The organism is Pseudoxanthomonas spadix, assembly GCF_003703395.1.
Taxonomy (GTDB): Bacteria; Pseudomonadota; Gammaproteobacteria; order Xanthomonadales; family Xanthomonadaceae; genus Pseudoxanthomonas_A; species Pseudoxanthomonas_A spadix.
The window spans coordinates 137,376-154,432 of sequence record NZ_RDQN01000006.1 but is presented as its reverse complement, the minus strand read 5'-3'; the positions used below and the strand labels follow the sequence as shown (position 1 = coordinate 154,432).

Here is a 17,057-nt window from a genome sequence, read left to right as displayed (position 1 = left end):
CGGCCGCGCAGGTGCCACACATCGCAACGAGGTGATCCAATGACCGCGTCCGGCACGCAGATCCAGCGCCTGCTGTCGATCATGGCCCAGCTGCGCAATCCTGACGGCGGCTGCCCGTGGGACCTGGCGCAGGATTTTTCCAGCATTGCCCCGTACACGATCGAAGAGGCCTACGAAGTGGCCGATGCGATCGACCGTGGCGACCTGGACGATCTGAAGGACGAACTGGGCGACCTGCTGCTGCAGGTGGTGTTCCACGCGCAGATGGCTTCCGAGCAGGGTGCGTTCGGCTTCGATGACGTGGTCAGGGCGATCAGCGACAAGCTGCTGCGCCGGCATCCGCATGTGTTTGCGCAGGCCCGGGCCGACGATGCCAATGCCGTGGTCCAGAACTGGGATGCGATCAAGCGCCAGGAACGCGCCGACCAGGGCCACACCGATGCCTCCGCGCTGGCCGGCATCTCGCGTGGCATGCCCGAGTGGCAGCGCGCGGCCAAGCTGCAGGCGCGCGCTGCCCGGGCAGGCTTCGACTGGCCGGATCCTGCGCCGGTGATCGCCAAGCTGCACGAGGAGATCGCCGAGGTCGAAGTGGAACTGGCCCGCGCCGGCGACGACCCGCTGCGCGCTGCGCGCCTGCAGGACGAGATCGGTGACCTGTTGTTCGTGTGCATCCATCTGGCGCGCAAGGCGCAGGTCGATGCCGGCAGCGCGCTGCGGCAGGCCAATGCCAAGTTCGAGCGCCGCTTCCGGGCGATGGAAGCGATCGCGCACGGCCAGGGCACCACGCTGCACGCGCTGGATCTTGCGGCGCACGAAGCGCTGTGGGCGCAGGCCAAGCAGGCCGAAGGCGAGCCGGAGCCATGACCGGGTCCGCCGCTGTTCCCGGCCATCGCCCCGGCCGGATCCTGCGCCGCAGCGCAGCGTGACCACATGGGGCCGCCGGCGGGAGACTTGCGCCATCGCCGCAGCCTGACGATCCCATGCGCCGGTTCGCCTCCTTTCGCCAGTTCTACCCGTTCTACCTGGACGAGCACCGCCACTGCACCTCGCGGCGGCTGCATTTCCTGGGCAGTTGTGGCGTGTTGTGCCTGCTGGCGGCGGCGTTGTGGACCGGTCACTGGGGGTTTGCCGTCGCCGCGGTGGTGTGTGGCTACGGCTTTGCCTGGGTCGGTCATTTCTTCTTCGAGAAGAACCGCCCGGCGACCTTTCGCCATCCGCTGTATTCGCTGATGGGCGACTGGGTGATGTTCGTCGACATCCTGCGCGGGCGCGTGCGGATCTGAAGGCTCAACCGCCTGGTTTGGCGCCGGGCTGGTAGAACATCAGGAACGAGGCGCCGACGATCAACGCAAACGCCGCGTAATGGTTCCACTTCAGCGGCTGGCCCAGGAACCAGGCCGAGAACCCGGCGAAGATCACCAGCGTGATCACCTCCTGGATGGTTTTGAGCTGCACCACCGAGTACACCGCGCTGCCCATGCGGTTGGCTGGCACCTGCAGGCTGTATTCGAAGAAGGCGATGCCCCAGCTGGCCAGGATGGTGATCAGCAGCGGCGCGCTCTTGTGCTTGAGGTGTCCGTACCAGGCAAAGGTCATGAAGACGTTGGAGCCGACCAGCATCAGGATCGGCAGGACACGGTCAAGCATGGGGCGCACTCGCGGGCATGTGGAGCGGCGAGTCTGGTCAGGGCCGCAGCGCGATGACGTGCAGGGCCGCTGCCGGGTGAGCCGTGTCCTCCCTGGAGCCGACAAATGGCGCAACCCTTCACGCGTCCTGCACTGGGCGGCCGATAGCTTCACAAACCTGAAGTCTGGACGTCTGCGGAGAGTGACAACATGCGGCATGCACAGGAAACCTCGGGTCTGGTGTTGGTGGTCGAAGACAACCGCAACATCTCCGAAATGATCGGCGAATACCTGGAAGGCAAGGGGTTTGAGGTCGATTACGCATCCGATGGCCTGGATGGCTATCGCCTGGCCACCGAGAACAGCTATGACGTGCTGGTCCTGGACCTGATGCTGCCGCGCATGGATGGCCTGGAAGTCTGTCGCCGGCTGCGCAGCGAAGCGCGCAAGTCCACCCCGGTGCTGATGTTGACCGCGCGCGACACCCTGGACGACAAGCTCAGTGGCCTGGGCACCGGCGCCGACGACTACCTCACCAAGCCCTTCGCCATCCAGGAACTGGAAGCGCGCCTGCGCGCCCTGATCCGACGCGAGCGCCGCCAGGTGGGTTCGGAAGTGCTCAAGGTCGCCGACCTGGTGCTGGATCCGGTGAGCATGCGCGTGACCCGTGGCGGCACCGAGCTGATGCTCTCGCCGATCGGCCTGCGCCTGCTGACCATCCTGATGCGTGAATCGCCGCGCGTGGTCACCCGCCAGGAGATCGAGCGCGAGATCTGGGGCAATGGCCTGCCTGACTCGGACACCCTGCGCAGCCACCTGTACAACCTGCGCAAGGTGATCGACAAGCCGTTCGACAAGCCCCTGCTGCACACCGTGCAGAGCGCCGGCTACCGCGTCGCAGACATTGCCTGACCCGATGCGCGCGCGCAGCATTGCGCGCGCATCGGGTCCTGGCCTGAAGGCTCGTTGCTCACCTCGTGCCGCACGGACTTCCCAGAAACATCCGGATTGCCTTCATCCTGAGGCTGGCACTGGCCAGCCTTGCGGTGATCGCAACGGTGCTCATCGCCTCCACGGTGGTCAAGCACAGCCTGATCCATACCCTGCTGCAGGAGGAGGCGCTCCACTACTGGGAGCTCTACGCCAGCTCGCCTGCGCAGCCGCCGCCGAACACCCGCGGCCTGCGCGGCTACCTGGTCCTGCGCGGCCAGTCGGAACTGAGCCTGCCCGAGGAACTGCGCGGGCTTGGGCCAGGCCTGCACAGCATCGGCCGCGAGCTGGTGCTGGTGGACGAACGCGCCCCGGGCCGGCTGTATCTGTTGTGGCTGGGACCCCAGGCCGAACGGCTGTTCTTCTGGTCGGGCACGCTGCCGCTGCTGCTGTGCCTGGCGGTGCTGTATGGCGCCTCCTACATCACCTATCGCTTCTTCCGCAGGCTGGTCTCGCCGGTGTCGTGGCTGGCCCGGCAGGTCGCGCAGTGGGACCCGCGCGAGCCCGATACCTCGGCCCTGGCGCCGGACAGGCTGCCCAAGGAGGTGCAGGGCGAGGCCCGCCAGCTGGCCGAGGCGCTGCACGGGCTTTCCCAGCGCGTGGCCACCCAGGTGGCGCGCGAACGCGACTTCACCCGCGATGCCAGCCATGAACTGCGCACGCCGCTGACCGTCATCCGGGTGGCCAGTGACCTGGCCCTGGCCGGCGACCTGCCGCCGCGCGCGGTGCGTTCGCTGCAGCGCATCCAGCGCTCCAGCCGCGAGATGGAGGCGGTGATCGACGCCTTCCTGATCCTGGCGCGCGAGGCCGACATCGAGCCGCAGAGCGAGGACTTCGACGTGGCCGAGATCGTCCTGGACGAGGCGCAAAGCGCGCGCGACCTGCTGGTCGGCAAGCCGGTCGAGCTGACCGTGGTCTGCAATGCCAAGCCGCGCCTGCACGCGCCGCCGCGGGTGATGCATGTGGTGGTCAGCAATCTGCTGCGCAATGCCTGCAGCTATACCGACGAAGGCCGGATCGAGGTCACCGTCGACAGCGACCAGTTGGTGGTGCGCGACAGCGGCATCGGCATGACCACCGATGCGATGCGGCGCGCGTTCGAGCCGTTCTATCGGGTGGACGAGTCGCGCCAGCACAGCACCGGACTGGGGCTGTCCATCGTCCATCGCCTGTGCCAGCGCTTCGGCTGGAAGGTCGAACTGGACAGCGTGCTGGGGCAGGGCACCACGGCCACGGTGCGCTTCGTTCCCTGAGCTTCCCCCGATCCAGGCCGCAGGGCGTGGATCGGGCCGAATCGCTATGCTGCGCGCCTGTTTTCCTCGCGCCAGCGGTGCACTGCGATGTCCCAACCCGTGCCTTGCTTCGTCCTGGTCCTCCATGGCGGCGCCGGGGTGATCGAGCGCGACCGGCTTTCGGTTGAGGAAGGCGCGCGGATCCATGCCGATCTGGAGGCCGCGCTGGCCACGGGCGAAGGCATCCTGGCCGCGGCCGGCAGCGCCCTGGATGCGGTGCAGGCCGTGGTGGTGGCGCTGGAGGAGTCGCCGCGCTTCAACGCCGGCAAGGGCGCGGTCTACACCGCCGACGGCGCGCACGAGCTGGATGCTTCGCTGATGGAAGGCCACAGCCGGCGTGCCGGCGCGGTGGCCGGCGTGCGCACGGTGCGCAACCCGATCGCGCTGGCCCGGGCGGTGATGGACCATTCGCCGCACGTGCTGCTGGTCGGTGCCGGTGCGGAGCGTTTCGCCGATACCCAGCCGCAGATCGCGCGGGTGGACAACGCCTGGTTCGATACCCGCACCCGTCACGCACAGCTTCTGCAGGAACAGGCGCGCGAGCGTCAGGCACAGGCGGTGAGCCTGAAAGGCGCGTATTTCGGCACGGTTGGCGCGGTGGCGCTGGACCTGCATGGCCATCTGGCTGCGGCTACCTCCACCGGCGGCATGACCAACAAGCGCTACGGGCGGGTGGGGGATTCGCCGCTGATCGGCGCCGGCACCTGGGCCGATGCGCGCGTGGCCGTGTCGGGCACCGGCTGGGGCGAATGCTTCATCCGCTGCGCGGTGGCCCACGACATCGCCGCGCGCATGGCCTATGGCGGGGCCTGCCTGGAGGAGGCCGCCGAGGCGGTGGTGATGCAGGCGGTGCCGGCGCTGGGCGGCGACGGCGGCGCGATCGCGGTCGATGTGCAGGGCAACATCGCCATGCCGTTCAACACCGCGGGCATGTACCGCGGCTGGATCGCGCGCGATGGCAGCCGCGGTACGGCGATCTTCGGCGCCTGAACATCGCCGATCAGTGCGGCCCGGCGCTGACGTAGGGCTGCAGCAGCTCGGCCCACAGCGCATAGCCCTCGGGCTTCATGTGCAGCATGTCCGGTTCGAACAGTTCGGCGCGCGGCTGGCCGTCGGCGCCGAGCATCGGGGTGAACACATCCACATAGTGCACGTCCTTCAGCTGCGCCGCGCGCCGGGCGATCTGCGCGTTGGCCTGGCCGATCCTGGGCAGCAACCCGGCCCGCGACGGGCTGGGCTTGATCGAGATGTACACCACCGGCACGTCCGGCAGGTCCTGGCGGATGCGGGCGATGAAGGCGAAGGTGTCCTGGACCACCTGGTGCACGCTGCGGCCGCTGTTGAGGTCGTTGTCGCCGGCGTAGAACACCACCATGCGCGGCTTGTACGGCACCACGATGCGATCGGCGTAGTAGGTGCTGTCGCGTACTTCCGAGCCGCCGAAGCCGCGGTTGATCACCGCGGTTCCGGGGAAATCCTGTGCCAGCGTGGTCCACCTGCGGATTGAAGAGCTGCCGATGAACAGCACCGCATCGCGCGGAGGCGGATGGGCGGCATCCTGCGCGGCGAAATCCTCCATGTCCCTGGCCCACTGTGCACTGGAAACCGCGCCGCTGGCCAGCTCGGGCGGCACCGCAGGCGATGCCTGGGTGGACTGCGGCGGCGCAGGCGCTGTCGATGACACCGGCGCCTGCGCGCAGCCACCAAGTCCGAGCGCGAGCACTGCGATGGCCAGCAGACAACGCAATTGCACACCCATCCTCCACCTCCCAGTCCCGAACGCGGCGCTCAGTGAATCAGCCCGCGCCGCAGCAGGCAAGGCGGCCTGGATGCCGGGGTGTGGCAAAATTGCGGTTCATCTGTCCGGTCGTGCGCCCATGCTTCCCGATTGTTCCAACTCGACGGTCTGCCTGCCGGTCGCTCCGCGCTGGGCCAGGAGCTGACCGTGGCCGACACCTATGGCCATGCGCCGCGCGGCCCTGCGCGTCTACTCAAGGCGGCCAGGTGGTCCTGGCAGGGCCTGTGCGCGGCCTGGATGCACGAATCCTCGTTTCGCCTGGAAGTGGTGCTGCTGGTGATCCTGGCGCCGATCGGCCTGTGGCTGGGCGGCGATGGCGTGGAGCGCGCGCTGCTGGTCGGCTCGCTGCTGCTGGTGCTGGGGGTGGAGCTGCTCAATTCGGCCGTGGAGGCGGTGATCGAACGCTACGGCGCCGAGTTCCATGCGCTGGCCGGACGCGCCAAGGACATGGGCTCGGCCGCGGTGCTGATGATGATGCTCAACGTCTTGGCATGCTGGGGCCTGATCCTGGGGCCACGGCTGTACCTGTATCTGTCCCCCCCTTCGCTCTAGGACGCACCTGCCGCATGAACCTTGAATTCCTCGCCGACCCCAACGCCTGGCTGACGCTGCTGACGCTCAGCACCCTGGAGATCGTGCTGGGCATCGACAACCTGGTGTTCATCTCCATCGCCGTCAGTCGCCTGCCCGAGGCCCAGCGTCCGGGCGCGCGCAAGCTGGGCATCGCGGTGGCCTGCATCACCCGCATCGCGCTGCTGGTGTCGCTGGCCTACCTCTCGCGCATGAGCGAGGACCTGTTCACCGTGGCCGGCATGGGGATTTCCATCCGCGACCTGATCCTGATCCTGGGCGGGGTGTTCCTGGCGGTGAAAGGGGTCCGGGAAATCAATGACCTGATCACCGGCGGCGAGGACGCCGATCCGACCACCACATCGGCCTCATCGGTATTGGGCCTGGTGATCCTGCAGATCGCGATCATCGATATCGTGTTCTCACTGGACTCGGTGATCACCGCGGTCGGCTTCGCCAAGGACATCCCGATCATGGTCGCGGCCATCTTGGCGGCGGTGGCGGTGATGCTGCTGGCGGCCAATCCGCTGGGCCGCTTCATCGATGCCAACCCGAGCGTGAAGATGCTGGCCCTGGCCTTCATCGTGCTGGTCGGCGTGGTGCTGGTCATGGACGGCCTGGGAATCCATGTGACCAAGGCCTATGTGTACTTCGCGATGGGCTTCTCGGCGGTGGTGGAAATCCTGAACCTGCTGATGCGCCGGCGCGCCGCGCGTCACCACATTCCCGGAGCCGGGCGGTTCTAAAAATCAGGGCCGGGCTCAACGGTTTCTTAATGCGCGCCTGCTCATAGTGCCGGGCGTTGCGGCCGTCCCCGGCTGCCGTCCTTCGGATCAGGAGAGAGTGCACCATGCGGATCGCCATCCGTTCGTCGTTGTTGCTTGTGGTGTTCGCGCTGCTGGCTGGCTGCGGCTACAACACGATCCAGCAGAAGGAGCAGGCGGTGAAAGCCGCCTGGTCCGAAGTGCTCAACCAGTACCAGCGCCGCGCCGACCTGATCCCCAACCTGGTGCGCACCGTGCAGGGCTATGCCCAGCAGGAGCGCCAGGTGCTGACCGAGGTCACCAATGCCCGCGCCAGGGTCGGCCAGATCCAGGTCAATGCCGACGACCCGGCCTCGTTGCAGCAGTTTTCCCAGGCCCAGGGCGAACTGGGCAGCGCGCTCAGTCGCCTGCTGGTGGTCACCGAGAACTACCCGGATCTGAAGTCCGACCAGTCCTTTCGCGACCTGCAGGCGCAGCTGGAAGGCACCGAAAACCGGATCACCGTGGCCCGCGGCCGCTATATCCAGGCGGTGCAGGACTACAACACCTACATCCGCCAGTTTCCGCAGGCACTGACCGCCAAGCTGATCGGCGCCAAGGAGAAGCCCAACTTCTCGGTCGCCAACGAGGCCCAGATCTCGCAGGCGCCGGTCGTGGACTTCAGCCAGCCGCCAGCCCGGCCGCAGCAGGCGCCTGCACCACAGAACCCGCCGCAGCCGGCGCCGGTCCAGTAACCGAATGCCACGCGCCCGATGAAACCGCTGCTGCGCCTGTGCGCGTTGCTGCTGTGGCTGCTGGCCTGGCCGGGCCTGGCCCAGGACGCGGCGATCCCGCCCCTGGACTCGCCGGTGATCGATACCACCGGCACCCTGGACCCGGCCCAGGCCGCCCAGCTGCGCCAGCAGGCGCTGGAGCTGCAGCAGCGCAAGGGCGCCCAGCTGCAGATCCTGATGGTCCCCAGCACGCAGCCGGAGACCATCGAGCAGTACACCCAGCGCGTGTTCGACCAGTGGAAGCTGGGCCGCAAGGGGGTGGACGATGCGGTGCTGGTGGTGGTGGCCAAGGACGATCGGCGGGTGCGCATCCAGCCCGGTTACGGGCTGGAAGGTGCGATCCCCGACGCCATCGCCAACCGCCTGATCCAGGAATACATGACCCCATACTTCCGCCAGAACGACTACGGCGGCGGCCTGATCGAGGCCACCGCGCAACTGGTCAGGCTGATCGACGGCGAAGCCCTGCCCGCACCGCAGAGTACCCATGCCCCTGCGGGTGGCCGCGGCGGTGGCGACTGGATTTTCGGGCTGATGGCCGGTCTGGTCGTGGCCTACATGGTCCGCAGCGTGCTCGGCGTCCTGCCCCGGCCAATCCGGGCGGTGGCCGGCGGCATCGCCGGCGGGGCGGTGGCCTGGCTGTTTTCCTCGCTGCTGCTGATCGGCGGGCTGGCCGGTTTGGTCGGCTTGCTGATCGGGCTGTTCGGTGGCGGCGGCGGGCGCTTTGCCGGGCCGGGCGGGTTCGGCGGCTGGGGCGGAGGCGGGTTTGGTGGCGGCTGGGGCGGCGGCTTCGGCGGTGGTGGTGGCTTTGGCGGCGGTGGCTGGAGCGGCGGCGGTGGGTCTTCGGGAGGCGGTGGCGCCTCGGGGAGCTGGTGATGCGCTGGCTTCGCCATCTGTTTGCCCCGTCCGTGCAGCGGCTGTTTCCGCCGCAAAGCCTGCAGCGCATCGCCGCGGCCATCGCCGAGGGCGAGCGCCAGCACAGCGGCGAGGTGATGTTCGCGGTCGAGTCGGCGCTGGCACCGGGCGCCCTGTGGGCCGGCGTGCAGGCCCGGCAGGCGGCCGAGGCCGCCTTCGCCCGGCTGCGCACCTGGGACACGCAGGCCAACAACGGCGTGCTGATCTACCTGCTGCTGGCCGACCACCGCATCGAGATCGTGGCCGATCGCGGCCTGGCCGGAAAGGTGGCGCCGGAGGAATGGCAGGCGGTGTGCGCCCAGGTGGAGGCCGGCATGCGCCAGGGCCAGCCGGAGGCGGCCGTGATCGCCGGCATCCGCGCCGCTTCGGCGCTGCTGGCGCGCAGCTTTCCGGCACGGCCAGGCGATCCCGGGCGCAACGAATTGCCGGATCTGCCGCAGGTCCTGGAGTAGTTCCGGGCCGCTTGGCAGTGCGACCTGCAACACAGAAAGTCGCGTGCCACCGCGCAGGTTCATCACACATCCTTCACTGGCACGCCGGGATGGGGCATCATCTGGCGACTCTCCCGTGGGCATGGCACAGGCCATGCCGGGGAGGAGGCAAGGGCGCAGCCGCGCCCGGCCCCGCATCGGCGAGCTGCCGATGCGCCTTCCCGCGCCTCGCCAGGACCTGCCCGATCATGCATCCCGCCATTGCCGACACCCTGTCCCGCCTGCCGTTGCTGTACAGCCAGGCCTTGCGCCCGCGGCAGCGGGCGTTGGCCGTCGCGGCGCTCGCCTCCAGCGCGCTGGTGGCGGTGGGCTGCAACCCGCTGGCCGCGGTCGCGCTGGTGCTGACCTGGTTTGAATACCTGTGCCAGCAGCGCTGGACGATGGCTGGCGAGAACCCCCGTGCCACCCTGGCGCGGGCACTGGCCTGCGTGGCCTTTGCCTGGCTCAGCACTGCCGAGGGCATGGGCGATGCGGCCTGGGGGCTGGGCGCCTTCATCCTGGTGCAGACCGTGCTGGCCCTGCGCGGCACGCTGAAGCTGCGCGCGACCTTCCTGCGCGATGTGGCCCAGGCCAGTGCGTCGGTGCCGGCCCACGAGCTGATGCGCGCCTGCCGCAACGACCGCACGCTGGTCGAATCCTGGCTGGCCGGCGAAGCGCATCTGGCCGTGCAGGCCGAAGCGGCGTTGCAGGCCGCCGGCCTGCGCCTGTTCCGCCTGCGCTCGCCGGCGCCGGTGGTGGGTGAGGGCGAAGGCTCGGCCCGCTAGCAGTCTGTCGGACTTTGGTCGGCCGGGCTGCGAATCCGCCTGTGCGGTCCATCTTTCCGCCGCTTCTTGGCCCATAGCACCACTATGGGCCGGCGAACCGTCGAAAATCTGACCTCGCACAGCCGAATTCTCGCCTCGACCACCAAAGCCCGACAGGCTGCTAGGCCTGCCGGCGCCGCACGCGCCGGGCCGCGTGGCAGGCTTGTGGCGCCGATCATGCGGGGGCCGCCCGGGTGCGGCAGAATGGCGGCTGATTTCGCTGCAAGACGCCCAACGCATGATCCTTCTGCACCAGTTCGACCCCATCGCCTTCTCGATCGGCCCGGTCGATGTGCACTGGTATGGCATCGCCTACGCGCTGTCCTTCTTCGCCGCCTGGTTCCTGGGCCGCGGCCGGATCCTGGCCGGGCGCCTGCCGGGCGTGACCCAGGAGCATTTTTCCGACCTGGCCTTCTACGCGATGCTCGGCGTGGTGCTGGGCGGACGCCTGGGCTACATCCTGTTCTACGACCTGCCGGTGTACCTGGACAGCCCGCTGAAGGTGTTCAAGGTGTGGGAAGGTGGCATGAGCTTCCACGGCGGCCTGCTCGGCGTGCTGGTGGCCGCCTGGCTGTGGTCGCGCCGGCATCGCCTGCATTTCTTTGACACCATGGATTTCGTCGCACCGCTGGTGCCGGCCGGGCTGGGCCTGGGGCGGCTGGCCAACTACGTCAACGGCGAGCTCTGGGGCAAGCACACCGGCAGCGGCTGGGGGGTGATCTTCCCCGGCACCGATCCGGAGGTGATCAACCTGCGCCTGGACCAGGCGCAACTGCAGGCCCGGTACGCGGCAGGCGCGCTGGACCGCTACGCCCGCCATCCCTCGCAGCTGTATGAGGCGCTGCTGGAAGGGCTGGTGATGTTCTTGGTGCTGTGGACCTATTCGGCCAGGCCGCGCGCGCGCTATGCGGTCTCGGGCCTGTTCGCGCTGCTCTATGGCGTGTTCCGCTTCATCGTCGAGTTCGTGCGGGTGCCCGACCAGCAGCTGGAATACCTGGCGCTGGGCTGGGTCACCATGGGCCAGCTGCTGAGCCTGCCGCTGGTCGCGCTGGGCCTGTTCCTGCTGTGGCGCTCGCGCCGCGCACCGGTGCTGCTGCCGGTGCTGCCGGCCGCCGACACGCCTGCCCAGGCCCGCTGATGCGCCAGTATCTGGACCTGCTGCAGCACGTACTGGAACACGGCGCCGAAAAAGCCGACCGCACCGGCACCGGCACGCGCAGCGTGTTCGGCTGGCAGATGCGTTTCGACCTGAACCAGGGCTTTCCGCTGGTCACCACCAAGAAGCTGCATCTGCGCTCGATCATCCACGAGCTGCTGTGGTTCCTGAAGGGCCAGACCAACATCGCTTACCTGAAGGACAACAAGGTCAGCATCTGGGACGCGTGGGCCAATGCGGACGGTGAGCTCGGCCCGGTCTATGGCAAGCAGTGGCGCAGTTGGGAAGGTGCCAACGGCCAGACCATCGACCAGATGCAGTGGCTGGTGGAGGAGATCAAGCGCAACCCCGATTCGCGCCGGCTGGTGATCAGTGCCTGGAACGTGGCCGAGCTGCCGCAGATGGCGCTGCTGCCGTGCCACTGCCTGTTCCAGTTCTACGTGGTCCACGGCAGGCTCAGCTGCCAGCTGTACCAGCGCAGCGGCGACATCTTCCTGGGCGTGCCGTTCAACATCGCAAGTTACGCGCTGCTGACCCACATGCTGGCGCAGGCGACCGGCCTGGGCGTGGGCGATTTCGTGCATACCCTGGGCGATGCGCACCTGTACGCGAACCACTTCGACCAGGCGCGTGAGCAGCTCTTGCGGGCACCGCGTGCCTTGCCCAGGCTGCGTCTGAATCCGGACGTGACCGACCTGTTCGGCTTCACCTTCGAAGACATCGAAATCCACGGCTACGATCCGGCGCCGGCGATCAGGGCGCCGGTGGCGGTCTGAGCGGTGCGGATCTCGCTGATCGCCGCGCTGGACCGCAACCACGCCATCGGCCGCGACAACCAGCTGCCCTGGCGCCTGCCCGATGACCTCAGGCGCTTCAAGGCGCTCACCCTGGGTAAGCCGGTGCTGATGGGACGCAAGACCGCCCAGTCGCTGGGGCGGGCCCTGCCGGGGCGCCTGAACCTGGTGCTCACGCGCAGCGGCCAGGTGCCGTTCGAGGGCATGGTCGCGGTGGCCTCGATCGAACAGGCGATCGCGCAGGCGCAGTCAGCGGACGAGCTGTGCGTGATCGGCGGCGGCCAGGTCTACGCGCAGGTGCTGGCCCGGGCCGATGCGCTGCACCTGACCCGGGTGGACACCGTGGTCGAGGGCGCCGATGCGTTCTTCCCGGCATTCGATCCACACGACTGGGTGGTGAGCGCGCGCCAGCGGCATCCGGCCGACCCGGGCCACGCATTGGCGTTTGAATTCATCGACTACACCCGCGAGGGCTGAGCTTCAGGCGCGTCGCTGCTGCTGGGAGGTGGCGATGATCACCGCATCGTTGCCGGGCACCTGCACCAGGCGGACTTCGTCAGTATCCAGCTGCAGCGCGGTGAGCTTGCCGCCCCAGACCGCGCCGGTGTCGATGGCATGCACACCGTGGCCGATCATCAGGCCCAGCGTGGACCAGTGGCCGCAGACGATCCTGAGTTCGCGCGGCGCGTGCCCCGGCACATCGAACCAGGGGTACAGGCCCTGCGCCTGGGTGCCGGGGGCGCCCTTGTCCTCCATCGCGATGCGACCGCGCGGGGTGCAGAAGCGCATGCGGGTGAGCACGTTGATGATCGCCCGCCAGCGGTCCGGGCCGGCCAGCCCGGTGGACCAGTTGGGCTTGTCGCCGTACATGCTGCGCATCAGCCTGTCGAAGCCGGGGCCGCGCAGCTGCGCTTCCACTTCGCGTGCATAACCTTCGGCCGCCGCGCAGGTCCAGCGCGGGGCCAGGCCGGCATGGACCATCATCCAGCCCAGTTCGCGTTCCACATGCACCAGCTCACGGTGGCGCAGCCATTCCAGCAGTGTGTCGCGGTCGTGCGCCTGCACGATGCGGCCCAGGTCCGGGTTGACCTTGCGCTGTTCGGTTTCGCTGCGTGCGCCGATGGCCAGCAGTGACAGGTCGTGGTTGCCCAGCACCACCTCGCAATGATCGCGCAGCGAATGCACTAGGCGCAGCGTCTCCAGCGACTGGCCACCACGGTTGACCAGGTCGCCGCAGAACCACACCCGATCGCGCGCAGGATCGAACCTGATCTTCTCGAGCAACCTGGCGGTGGCGTCGTAACAGCCCTGCAGGTCGCCGATGGCCCAGACGGTCATCGCGTGCGCCGGTCAGTGCAGCGTGCGCGGCACCGACAGCGCGAACGGCGCGATCGGGGCATCGAAGTGGGTGCCGTCGTCGGCGACCATGTCGTAACTGCCGCGCATGGTGCCGTGGTCGGTCTGCAGCACCGCACCGGAGGTGTACCTGAACTGCTCACCGGGACGCAGCCGCGGCTGTTCGCCGACCACGCCTTCGCCATGAACCTCTTCGACCTTGCCGTTGCCGTCGGTGATGACCCAACGACGCCCGACCAGGCGGACCGGCTTGGTGCCGCGGTTGCGGATCACGATGGTGTAGGCGAAGACGTACTGGCCGCTCTCTGGTTCGGAGCGTTCTTCCAGGAAACGCGTGGCCACATCGACATCAATGGCGTAATCGGTGGTGCTCATGGTTGCCAGTGTATTTCAAACGTTCAAGGCCGTTGGACCGGATCGCCCCAGGGAAGGTTCGCCAGCGTGATGAAATCGGCCACCTGGACCTGTTCGGCGCGTGCATCGGGGCCAATGCCGGCCGCTTCGATCATCTCAGTGGTGCAGACGCCAGACAGCGCATTGCGCAGGGTCTTGCGGCGCTGGCCGAAGGCCGCGCGCACGACCGCCTGCAGCCGCCCCGGATCGCGCACGCCGATGCGCGCGGGGTCCTTGGGAACCATCCGCACCACGGCCGAGTCGACCTTGGGCGGCGGCCGGAACGCACCCGGCGGCACCACCAGCAGCGGCGTCACCTCGCAATAGGCCTGCAGCATCACGCTCAGCCGGCCGTAGACCTTGCTGCCGGGGCCGGCGGCCATGCGATCGACCACTTCCTTCTGCAGCATGAAGTGCATGTCGGTGATCGCCGCGGCGTGGCCCAGCGCGTGGAACAGGATCGGCGAGGACAGGTTGTAGGGCAGGTTGCCGACCAGGCGCAGTTGCCGGCCGGCGGCCAGCTCGGTGAAATCCACCGCCAGCACGTCGCGGTGGAGGATGGTCAGCGCGCCGATGCCGCGCGCGGCTTCGGTCAGCGGCGCGATCAGGTCGCGGTCGAACTCGATCGCGGTCAGCGCGCCGTGCCTGCGCAGCAGCGGCAAGGTGATCGCGCCCTGGCCCGGCCCGATTTCCACCAGCATGTCGCCGGGCCTTGGGTCCACGGCCAGGACGATGTCGTCGATGGTGCGGCGATCATGCAGGAAGTGCTGGCCGAGCGATTTCTTGGCCGGTGCGCGGAAAGCGGGGGAAGCAGTCATCGTGACAGTTTACCCGCTGCGGAGCGGGCGTCCTGGAGCCACGGCCCCGGCCTGAGGATGCGCTTGCCGGCCGGCGCGACCTGAGTGCCGCGCTGCTCAGGCGCCCCGGCGCGCGGCCATGGCCGCGCAGCTTCGCACCGCGGCCAGCAGGCTGGACGGATCGGCAAGGCCCTTGCCGGCCAGGGTCAGGGCGGTGCCGTGGTCGACCGCCACGCGCGGATAGGGCAGGCCCAGGGTCAGGTTCACCGCCTGCTCGAAGCCGCTGTACTTGAGCACCGGCAGGCCTTGGTCGTGGTACATAGCCAGGACTGCGTCGAAGCCGGCCAGTTTGCCGGGCAGGAACGCCGTATCGGCCGGCAGCGGGCCGATCAGGATGTGGCCTTGGGCCCGCAGCGCATCCAGCACCGGGATGATCAGGTCCAGTTCCTCGCGGCCCAGGTGGCCGTCCTCGCCGGCATGCGGGTTCAGGCCCAGCACGCACAGGCGCGGGCTGGCGATGCCGAAATCGCGCCGCAGCGCGGCCATGGTGGTGTTCACCGCGTGGCGTAGGACGTGTTCGGTGATCGCATCGGGCACCGCGCGCAGCGGCAGGTGGGTGGTGACCAGGGCCACCCGGACGATCGGGTTGGCCAGCATCATCACCACCTCGCAGCCGACATGCCGGGCCAGCAGTTCGGTGGTGCCGGTGTAGGCGATGCCGCCCTCGTTGATGACCGCCTTGTGCACCGGTCCGGTGACCATGCCGGCAAAATGCCCGGCCAGGCAGCCATCGGCGGCCCGGGTCAAGGCGCCGATCACGGCCGCTGCGTTGCGTGGATCGGGCAGGCCAAAGCGCGAGGGCACGGCGTTGGGCACGGCGACCAGTGGCAGGTCTCCCGGCGCCGCGGCGCTTGCGCCGGAATCGAGCAGGTTCAGCGGCAGGCCAAGGGCCTGGGCGGCGGCCTGGAGCACGACTGGATCGGCAAAGGCGACCAGGCGGCAATCCTGCCGCGGCGTCTGCACCAGGCGCACGCACAGCTCCGGCCCGATCCCGGCCGGCTCACCCGGAACCAGTGCCAGCAACGGGCCCATCAACCGCAGGCCCTACGGCATCTGGCTGGACGAGGCCGAGCCGGGCTGGCCCTCGCCAATGCCGTCGCGGCGCTTGTTGCCGGCCTTGGCCGCTTCCTCGGCAGCGCCCGGGGCGCTCATCACGGTATCGGGGGTGGCGCTGTCGATGGTGGAATTGCCAGTGCGGAAACTGACATAGGCCTCGCCGCGCAGTTCCAGCAGGTAGCGGTTGTATTCCTCTTCCAGCTTGCGACGGCCGATGGTGTCACGCACCTGGGCGCGCCTGTTCTGCTCGGTCACGTCGGTCTGGCGGGCAGCGACGCGCTGGACGATGTGCCAGCCGGCCTCGGTGCGGAACGGCTCGCTGACCTGGCCGTCCTGCAGGGCGGTCAGGCGCTGGCCGAAGTCCGGGCCGAACTGATCGGCGGTGAACCAGCCCAGGTCGCCGCCGTCGTTCTTGGTGTTGGCGTCCTCGGAGGCTTCCTTGGCCACGGTGACGAAGTCGGCGCCGCCAGCGAGGCGCGCGCGCAGGGTATCGATCTTGGCCTTGGCGGCGTTGGCGTCCTGCACGTCGGTCACCCGTACCAGGATGTGGCGGGCGTGGTATTCGGTGGCCATCTGGCTGGGGGCCTGCGAGGCGTCGCGGGTTTCCACCAGTTTGAGCAGCTGGAAGCCGGACGGGCCGCGGATCGGGCCGACAACCTGGCCGGCCTGCATGCCCTTGAGGATATCGGAGAAGGCCACCGGGATCTCATCGGCGCTGCGCCAGCCCAGGTCGCCGCCTTCCAGCGCGTTGGGGCTGTCCGAGTAGCGGACTGCAGCAGCGGCGAAGTCCATCTCGTTGCGCTCCAGCAGGCCCTTGATGCCTTCGACCTTCTTCTGCGCGGTCGCGATCTGGTCGGCGGTGGCGCCCTCGGGCAGGCCGACCAGGATGTGCGCCAGGTGGTACTGCATGCCGTCGCTCTGGGCTTTCAGGGCGGCATCGACCTCGGCTTCGCTGACCCGGACGCGGCTTTGGCCATAGCTCTGGCGCAGGCGCTGGACGGTGATCTCATCCTTGAGCGAAGCACGGAATTCGTCAAAGGACAGGCCTTCGGCAGCCAGGCGTTGCTGCAGCCCGGCCACGGTGGTGTTGTTCTGCTGGGCCACGCTGGCCACGGCGGCGTTGACTTCCTCGTCAGTGACGCGGATGCCGTTCTCGTTGGCGCGGCCAACCTGCAGCTTGACCAGGACCAGGCGCTCAAGCACCTGACGGCGGAGCACGTCCGGCGGCGGCAGCTGGCCGGGGTTGTTGGCGTACTGGGCGTTGACGTTGGCCACGGCGCGGTCCAGCTCGCTCTGCAGGATCACATCCTCGTTGACCACCGCGGCGATGCCGTCCAGGGGCTGGGATTCCTGCGCATGCAGGGGCGCGGCAATGGCGAAAGCGGCCAGCAGGCCGGCGGCGAACAGCGATCGAATGGTCATG

General features: G+C 68.7%; 21 protein-coding genes. 14 read left to right on the top strand and 7 right to left on the bottom strand.

What is annotated here, in order from left to right; translation table 11 throughout:
* The first annotated feature begins 39 nt into the window (after positions 1-39).
* Entirely contained in the window at positions 40-864 is an 825-nt protein-coding gene (gene mazG / locus D9R12_RS11390; RefSeq protein WP_122230568.1) for a nucleoside triphosphate pyrophosphohydrolase, read from the top strand.
* A 116-nt stretch (positions 865-980) separates the two neighbouring features.
* Positions 981-1,283 (top strand): Mpo1-like protein, encoded by a 303-nt coding sequence (locus tag D9R12_RS11385; RefSeq protein WP_122230566.1) that lies wholly within the window; start codon positions 981-983, stop codon positions 1,281-1,283.
* A gap of 4 nt (positions 1,284-1,287) precedes the next feature.
* Here the strand turns inward: D9R12_RS11385 and D9R12_RS11380 are convergent, their stop codons facing one another.
* Positions 1,288-1,647 carry a DMT family protein gene (locus D9R12_RS11380; RefSeq protein WP_122230564.1) on the bottom strand — a complete coding sequence of 120 codons (360 nt, stop codon included), beginning with the start codon at positions 1,645-1,647 and terminating at the stop codon, positions 1,288-1,290.
* A 189-nt stretch (positions 1,648-1,836) separates the two neighbouring features.
* On the opposite strand from D9R12_RS11380, the gene D9R12_RS11375 reads away from it, so the two are divergent.
* From D9R12_RS11375 to D9R12_RS11365, 3 genes are all read left to right on the top strand, one after another.
* The gene (locus tag D9R12_RS11375; protein WP_014159900.1) at positions 1,837-2,538 is read left to right on the top strand and encodes a response regulator transcription factor; all 702 of its coding nucleotides are present in this window, start codon (positions 1,837-1,839) and stop codon (positions 2,536-2,538) included.
* Positions 2,539-2,603: 65 nt separating this feature from the next.
* Complete coding sequence (locus D9R12_RS11370) at positions 2,604-3,869, top strand: sensor histidine kinase (RefSeq protein WP_014159901.1); 1,266 nt, start codon at positions 2,604-2,606, stop codon at positions 3,867-3,869.
* Positions 3,870-3,956: 87 nt separating this feature from the next.
* Entirely contained in the window at positions 3,957-4,898 is a 942-nt protein-coding gene (locus D9R12_RS11365; protein WP_043290399.1) for an isoaspartyl peptidase/L-asparaginase family protein, read from the top strand.
* Positions 4,899-4,908: 10 nt separating this feature from the next.
* On the opposite strand, the gene D9R12_RS11360 is transcribed toward D9R12_RS11365, so the two are convergent.
* Positions 4,909-5,667, bottom strand: a complete 759-nt coding sequence (locus D9R12_RS11360; protein ID WP_122230562.1) for an SGNH/GDSL hydrolase family protein — start codon at positions 5,665-5,667, stop codon at positions 4,909-4,911.
* A 186-nt stretch (positions 5,668-5,853) separates the two neighbouring features.
* On the opposite strand from D9R12_RS11360, the gene D9R12_RS11355 reads away from it, so the two are divergent.
* The 9 genes from D9R12_RS11355 (at position 5,854) to D9R12_RS11315 (ending at position 12,449) form a co-directional block, all read left to right on the top strand.
* A complete protein-coding gene (locus D9R12_RS11355; RefSeq protein WP_043290944.1) occupies positions 5,854-6,258 on the top strand; it encodes a diacylglycerol kinase in 405 nt (134 codons plus the stop codon).
* A 14-nt stretch (positions 6,259-6,272) separates the two neighbouring features.
* Entirely contained in the window at positions 6,273-7,022 is a 750-nt protein-coding gene (locus D9R12_RS11350) for a TerC family protein (RefSeq protein WP_014159905.1), read from the top strand.
* Positions 7,023-7,126: 104 nt separating this feature from the next.
* Positions 7,127-7,774, top strand: coding sequence for a LemA family protein (locus tag D9R12_RS11345; protein WP_014159906.1), 648 nt, complete (start codon positions 7,127-7,129; stop codon positions 7,772-7,774).
* 18 nt (positions 7,775-7,792) lie between these two features.
* Entirely contained in the window at positions 7,793-8,689 is an 897-nt protein-coding gene (locus tag D9R12_RS11340; protein ID WP_122230561.1) for a TPM domain-containing protein, read from the top strand.
* The gene (locus D9R12_RS11335; protein WP_122230559.1) at positions 8,689-9,180 is read left to right on the top strand and encodes a TPM domain-containing protein; all 492 of its coding nucleotides are present in this window, start codon (positions 8,689-8,691) and stop codon (positions 9,178-9,180) included. Before D9R12_RS11340 ends, D9R12_RS11335 begins: the two co-directional genes overlap by 1 nt.
* Before the next feature lie 227 nt (positions 9,181-9,407).
* The gene (locus D9R12_RS11330) at positions 9,408-9,983 is read left to right on the top strand and encodes a hypothetical protein (protein ID WP_014159909.1); all 576 of its coding nucleotides are present in this window, start codon (positions 9,408-9,410) and stop codon (positions 9,981-9,983) included.
* Between the two features lie 277 nt (positions 9,984-10,260).
* Positions 10,261-11,160: a prolipoprotein diacylglyceryl transferase gene (gene lgt, locus D9R12_RS11325; RefSeq protein WP_014159910.1), complete on the top strand. Its 900-nt coding sequence runs from the start codon at positions 10,261-10,263 to the stop codon at positions 11,158-11,160.
* Positions 11,160-11,954 (top strand): thymidylate synthase, encoded by a 795-nt coding sequence (locus D9R12_RS11320; protein WP_122230658.1) that lies wholly within the window; start codon positions 11,160-11,162, stop codon positions 11,952-11,954. The genes lgt and D9R12_RS11320 overlap by 1 nt, the downstream gene beginning before the upstream one ends.
* A gap of 3 nt (positions 11,955-11,957) precedes the next feature.
* Positions 11,958-12,449: a dihydrofolate reductase gene (locus D9R12_RS11315; RefSeq protein WP_170159240.1), complete on the top strand. Its 492-nt coding sequence runs from the start codon at positions 11,958-11,960 to the stop codon at positions 12,447-12,449.
* A gap of 3 nt (positions 12,450-12,452) precedes the next feature.
* On the opposite strand, the gene D9R12_RS11310 is transcribed toward D9R12_RS11315, so the two are convergent.
* The 5 genes from D9R12_RS11310 to D9R12_RS11290 form a co-directional block, all read right to left on the bottom strand.
* Positions 12,453-13,310 carry a symmetrical bis(5'-nucleosyl)-tetraphosphatase gene (locus D9R12_RS11310; RefSeq protein ID WP_122230557.1) on the bottom strand — a complete coding sequence of 286 codons (858 nt, stop codon included), beginning with the start codon at positions 13,308-13,310 and terminating at the stop codon, positions 12,453-12,455.
* Between the two features lie 12 nt (positions 13,311-13,322).
* The gene (apaG, locus tag D9R12_RS11305; RefSeq protein WP_014159914.1) at positions 13,323-13,703 is read right to left on the bottom strand and encodes a Co2+/Mg2+ efflux protein ApaG; all 381 of its coding nucleotides are present in this window, start codon (positions 13,701-13,703) and stop codon (positions 13,323-13,325) included.
* Positions 13,704-13,726: 23 nt separating this feature from the next.
* Positions 13,727-14,539: a 16S rRNA (adenine(1518)-N(6)/adenine(1519)-N(6))-dimethyltransferase RsmA gene (rsmA, locus tag D9R12_RS11300; protein ID WP_122230555.1), complete on the bottom strand. Its 813-nt coding sequence runs from the start codon at positions 14,537-14,539 to the stop codon at positions 13,727-13,729.
* Between the two features lie 96 nt (positions 14,540-14,635).
* Entirely contained in the window at positions 14,636-15,610 is a 975-nt protein-coding gene (pdxA, locus tag D9R12_RS11295) for a 4-hydroxythreonine-4-phosphate dehydrogenase PdxA (protein WP_122230553.1), read from the bottom strand.
* 12 nt (positions 15,611-15,622) lie between these two features.
* Positions 15,623-17,056: a peptidylprolyl isomerase gene (locus tag D9R12_RS11290; protein ID WP_122230551.1), complete on the bottom strand. Its 1,434-nt coding sequence runs from the start codon at positions 17,054-17,056 to the stop codon at positions 15,623-15,625.
* Position 17,057: the final 1 nt, after the last annotated feature.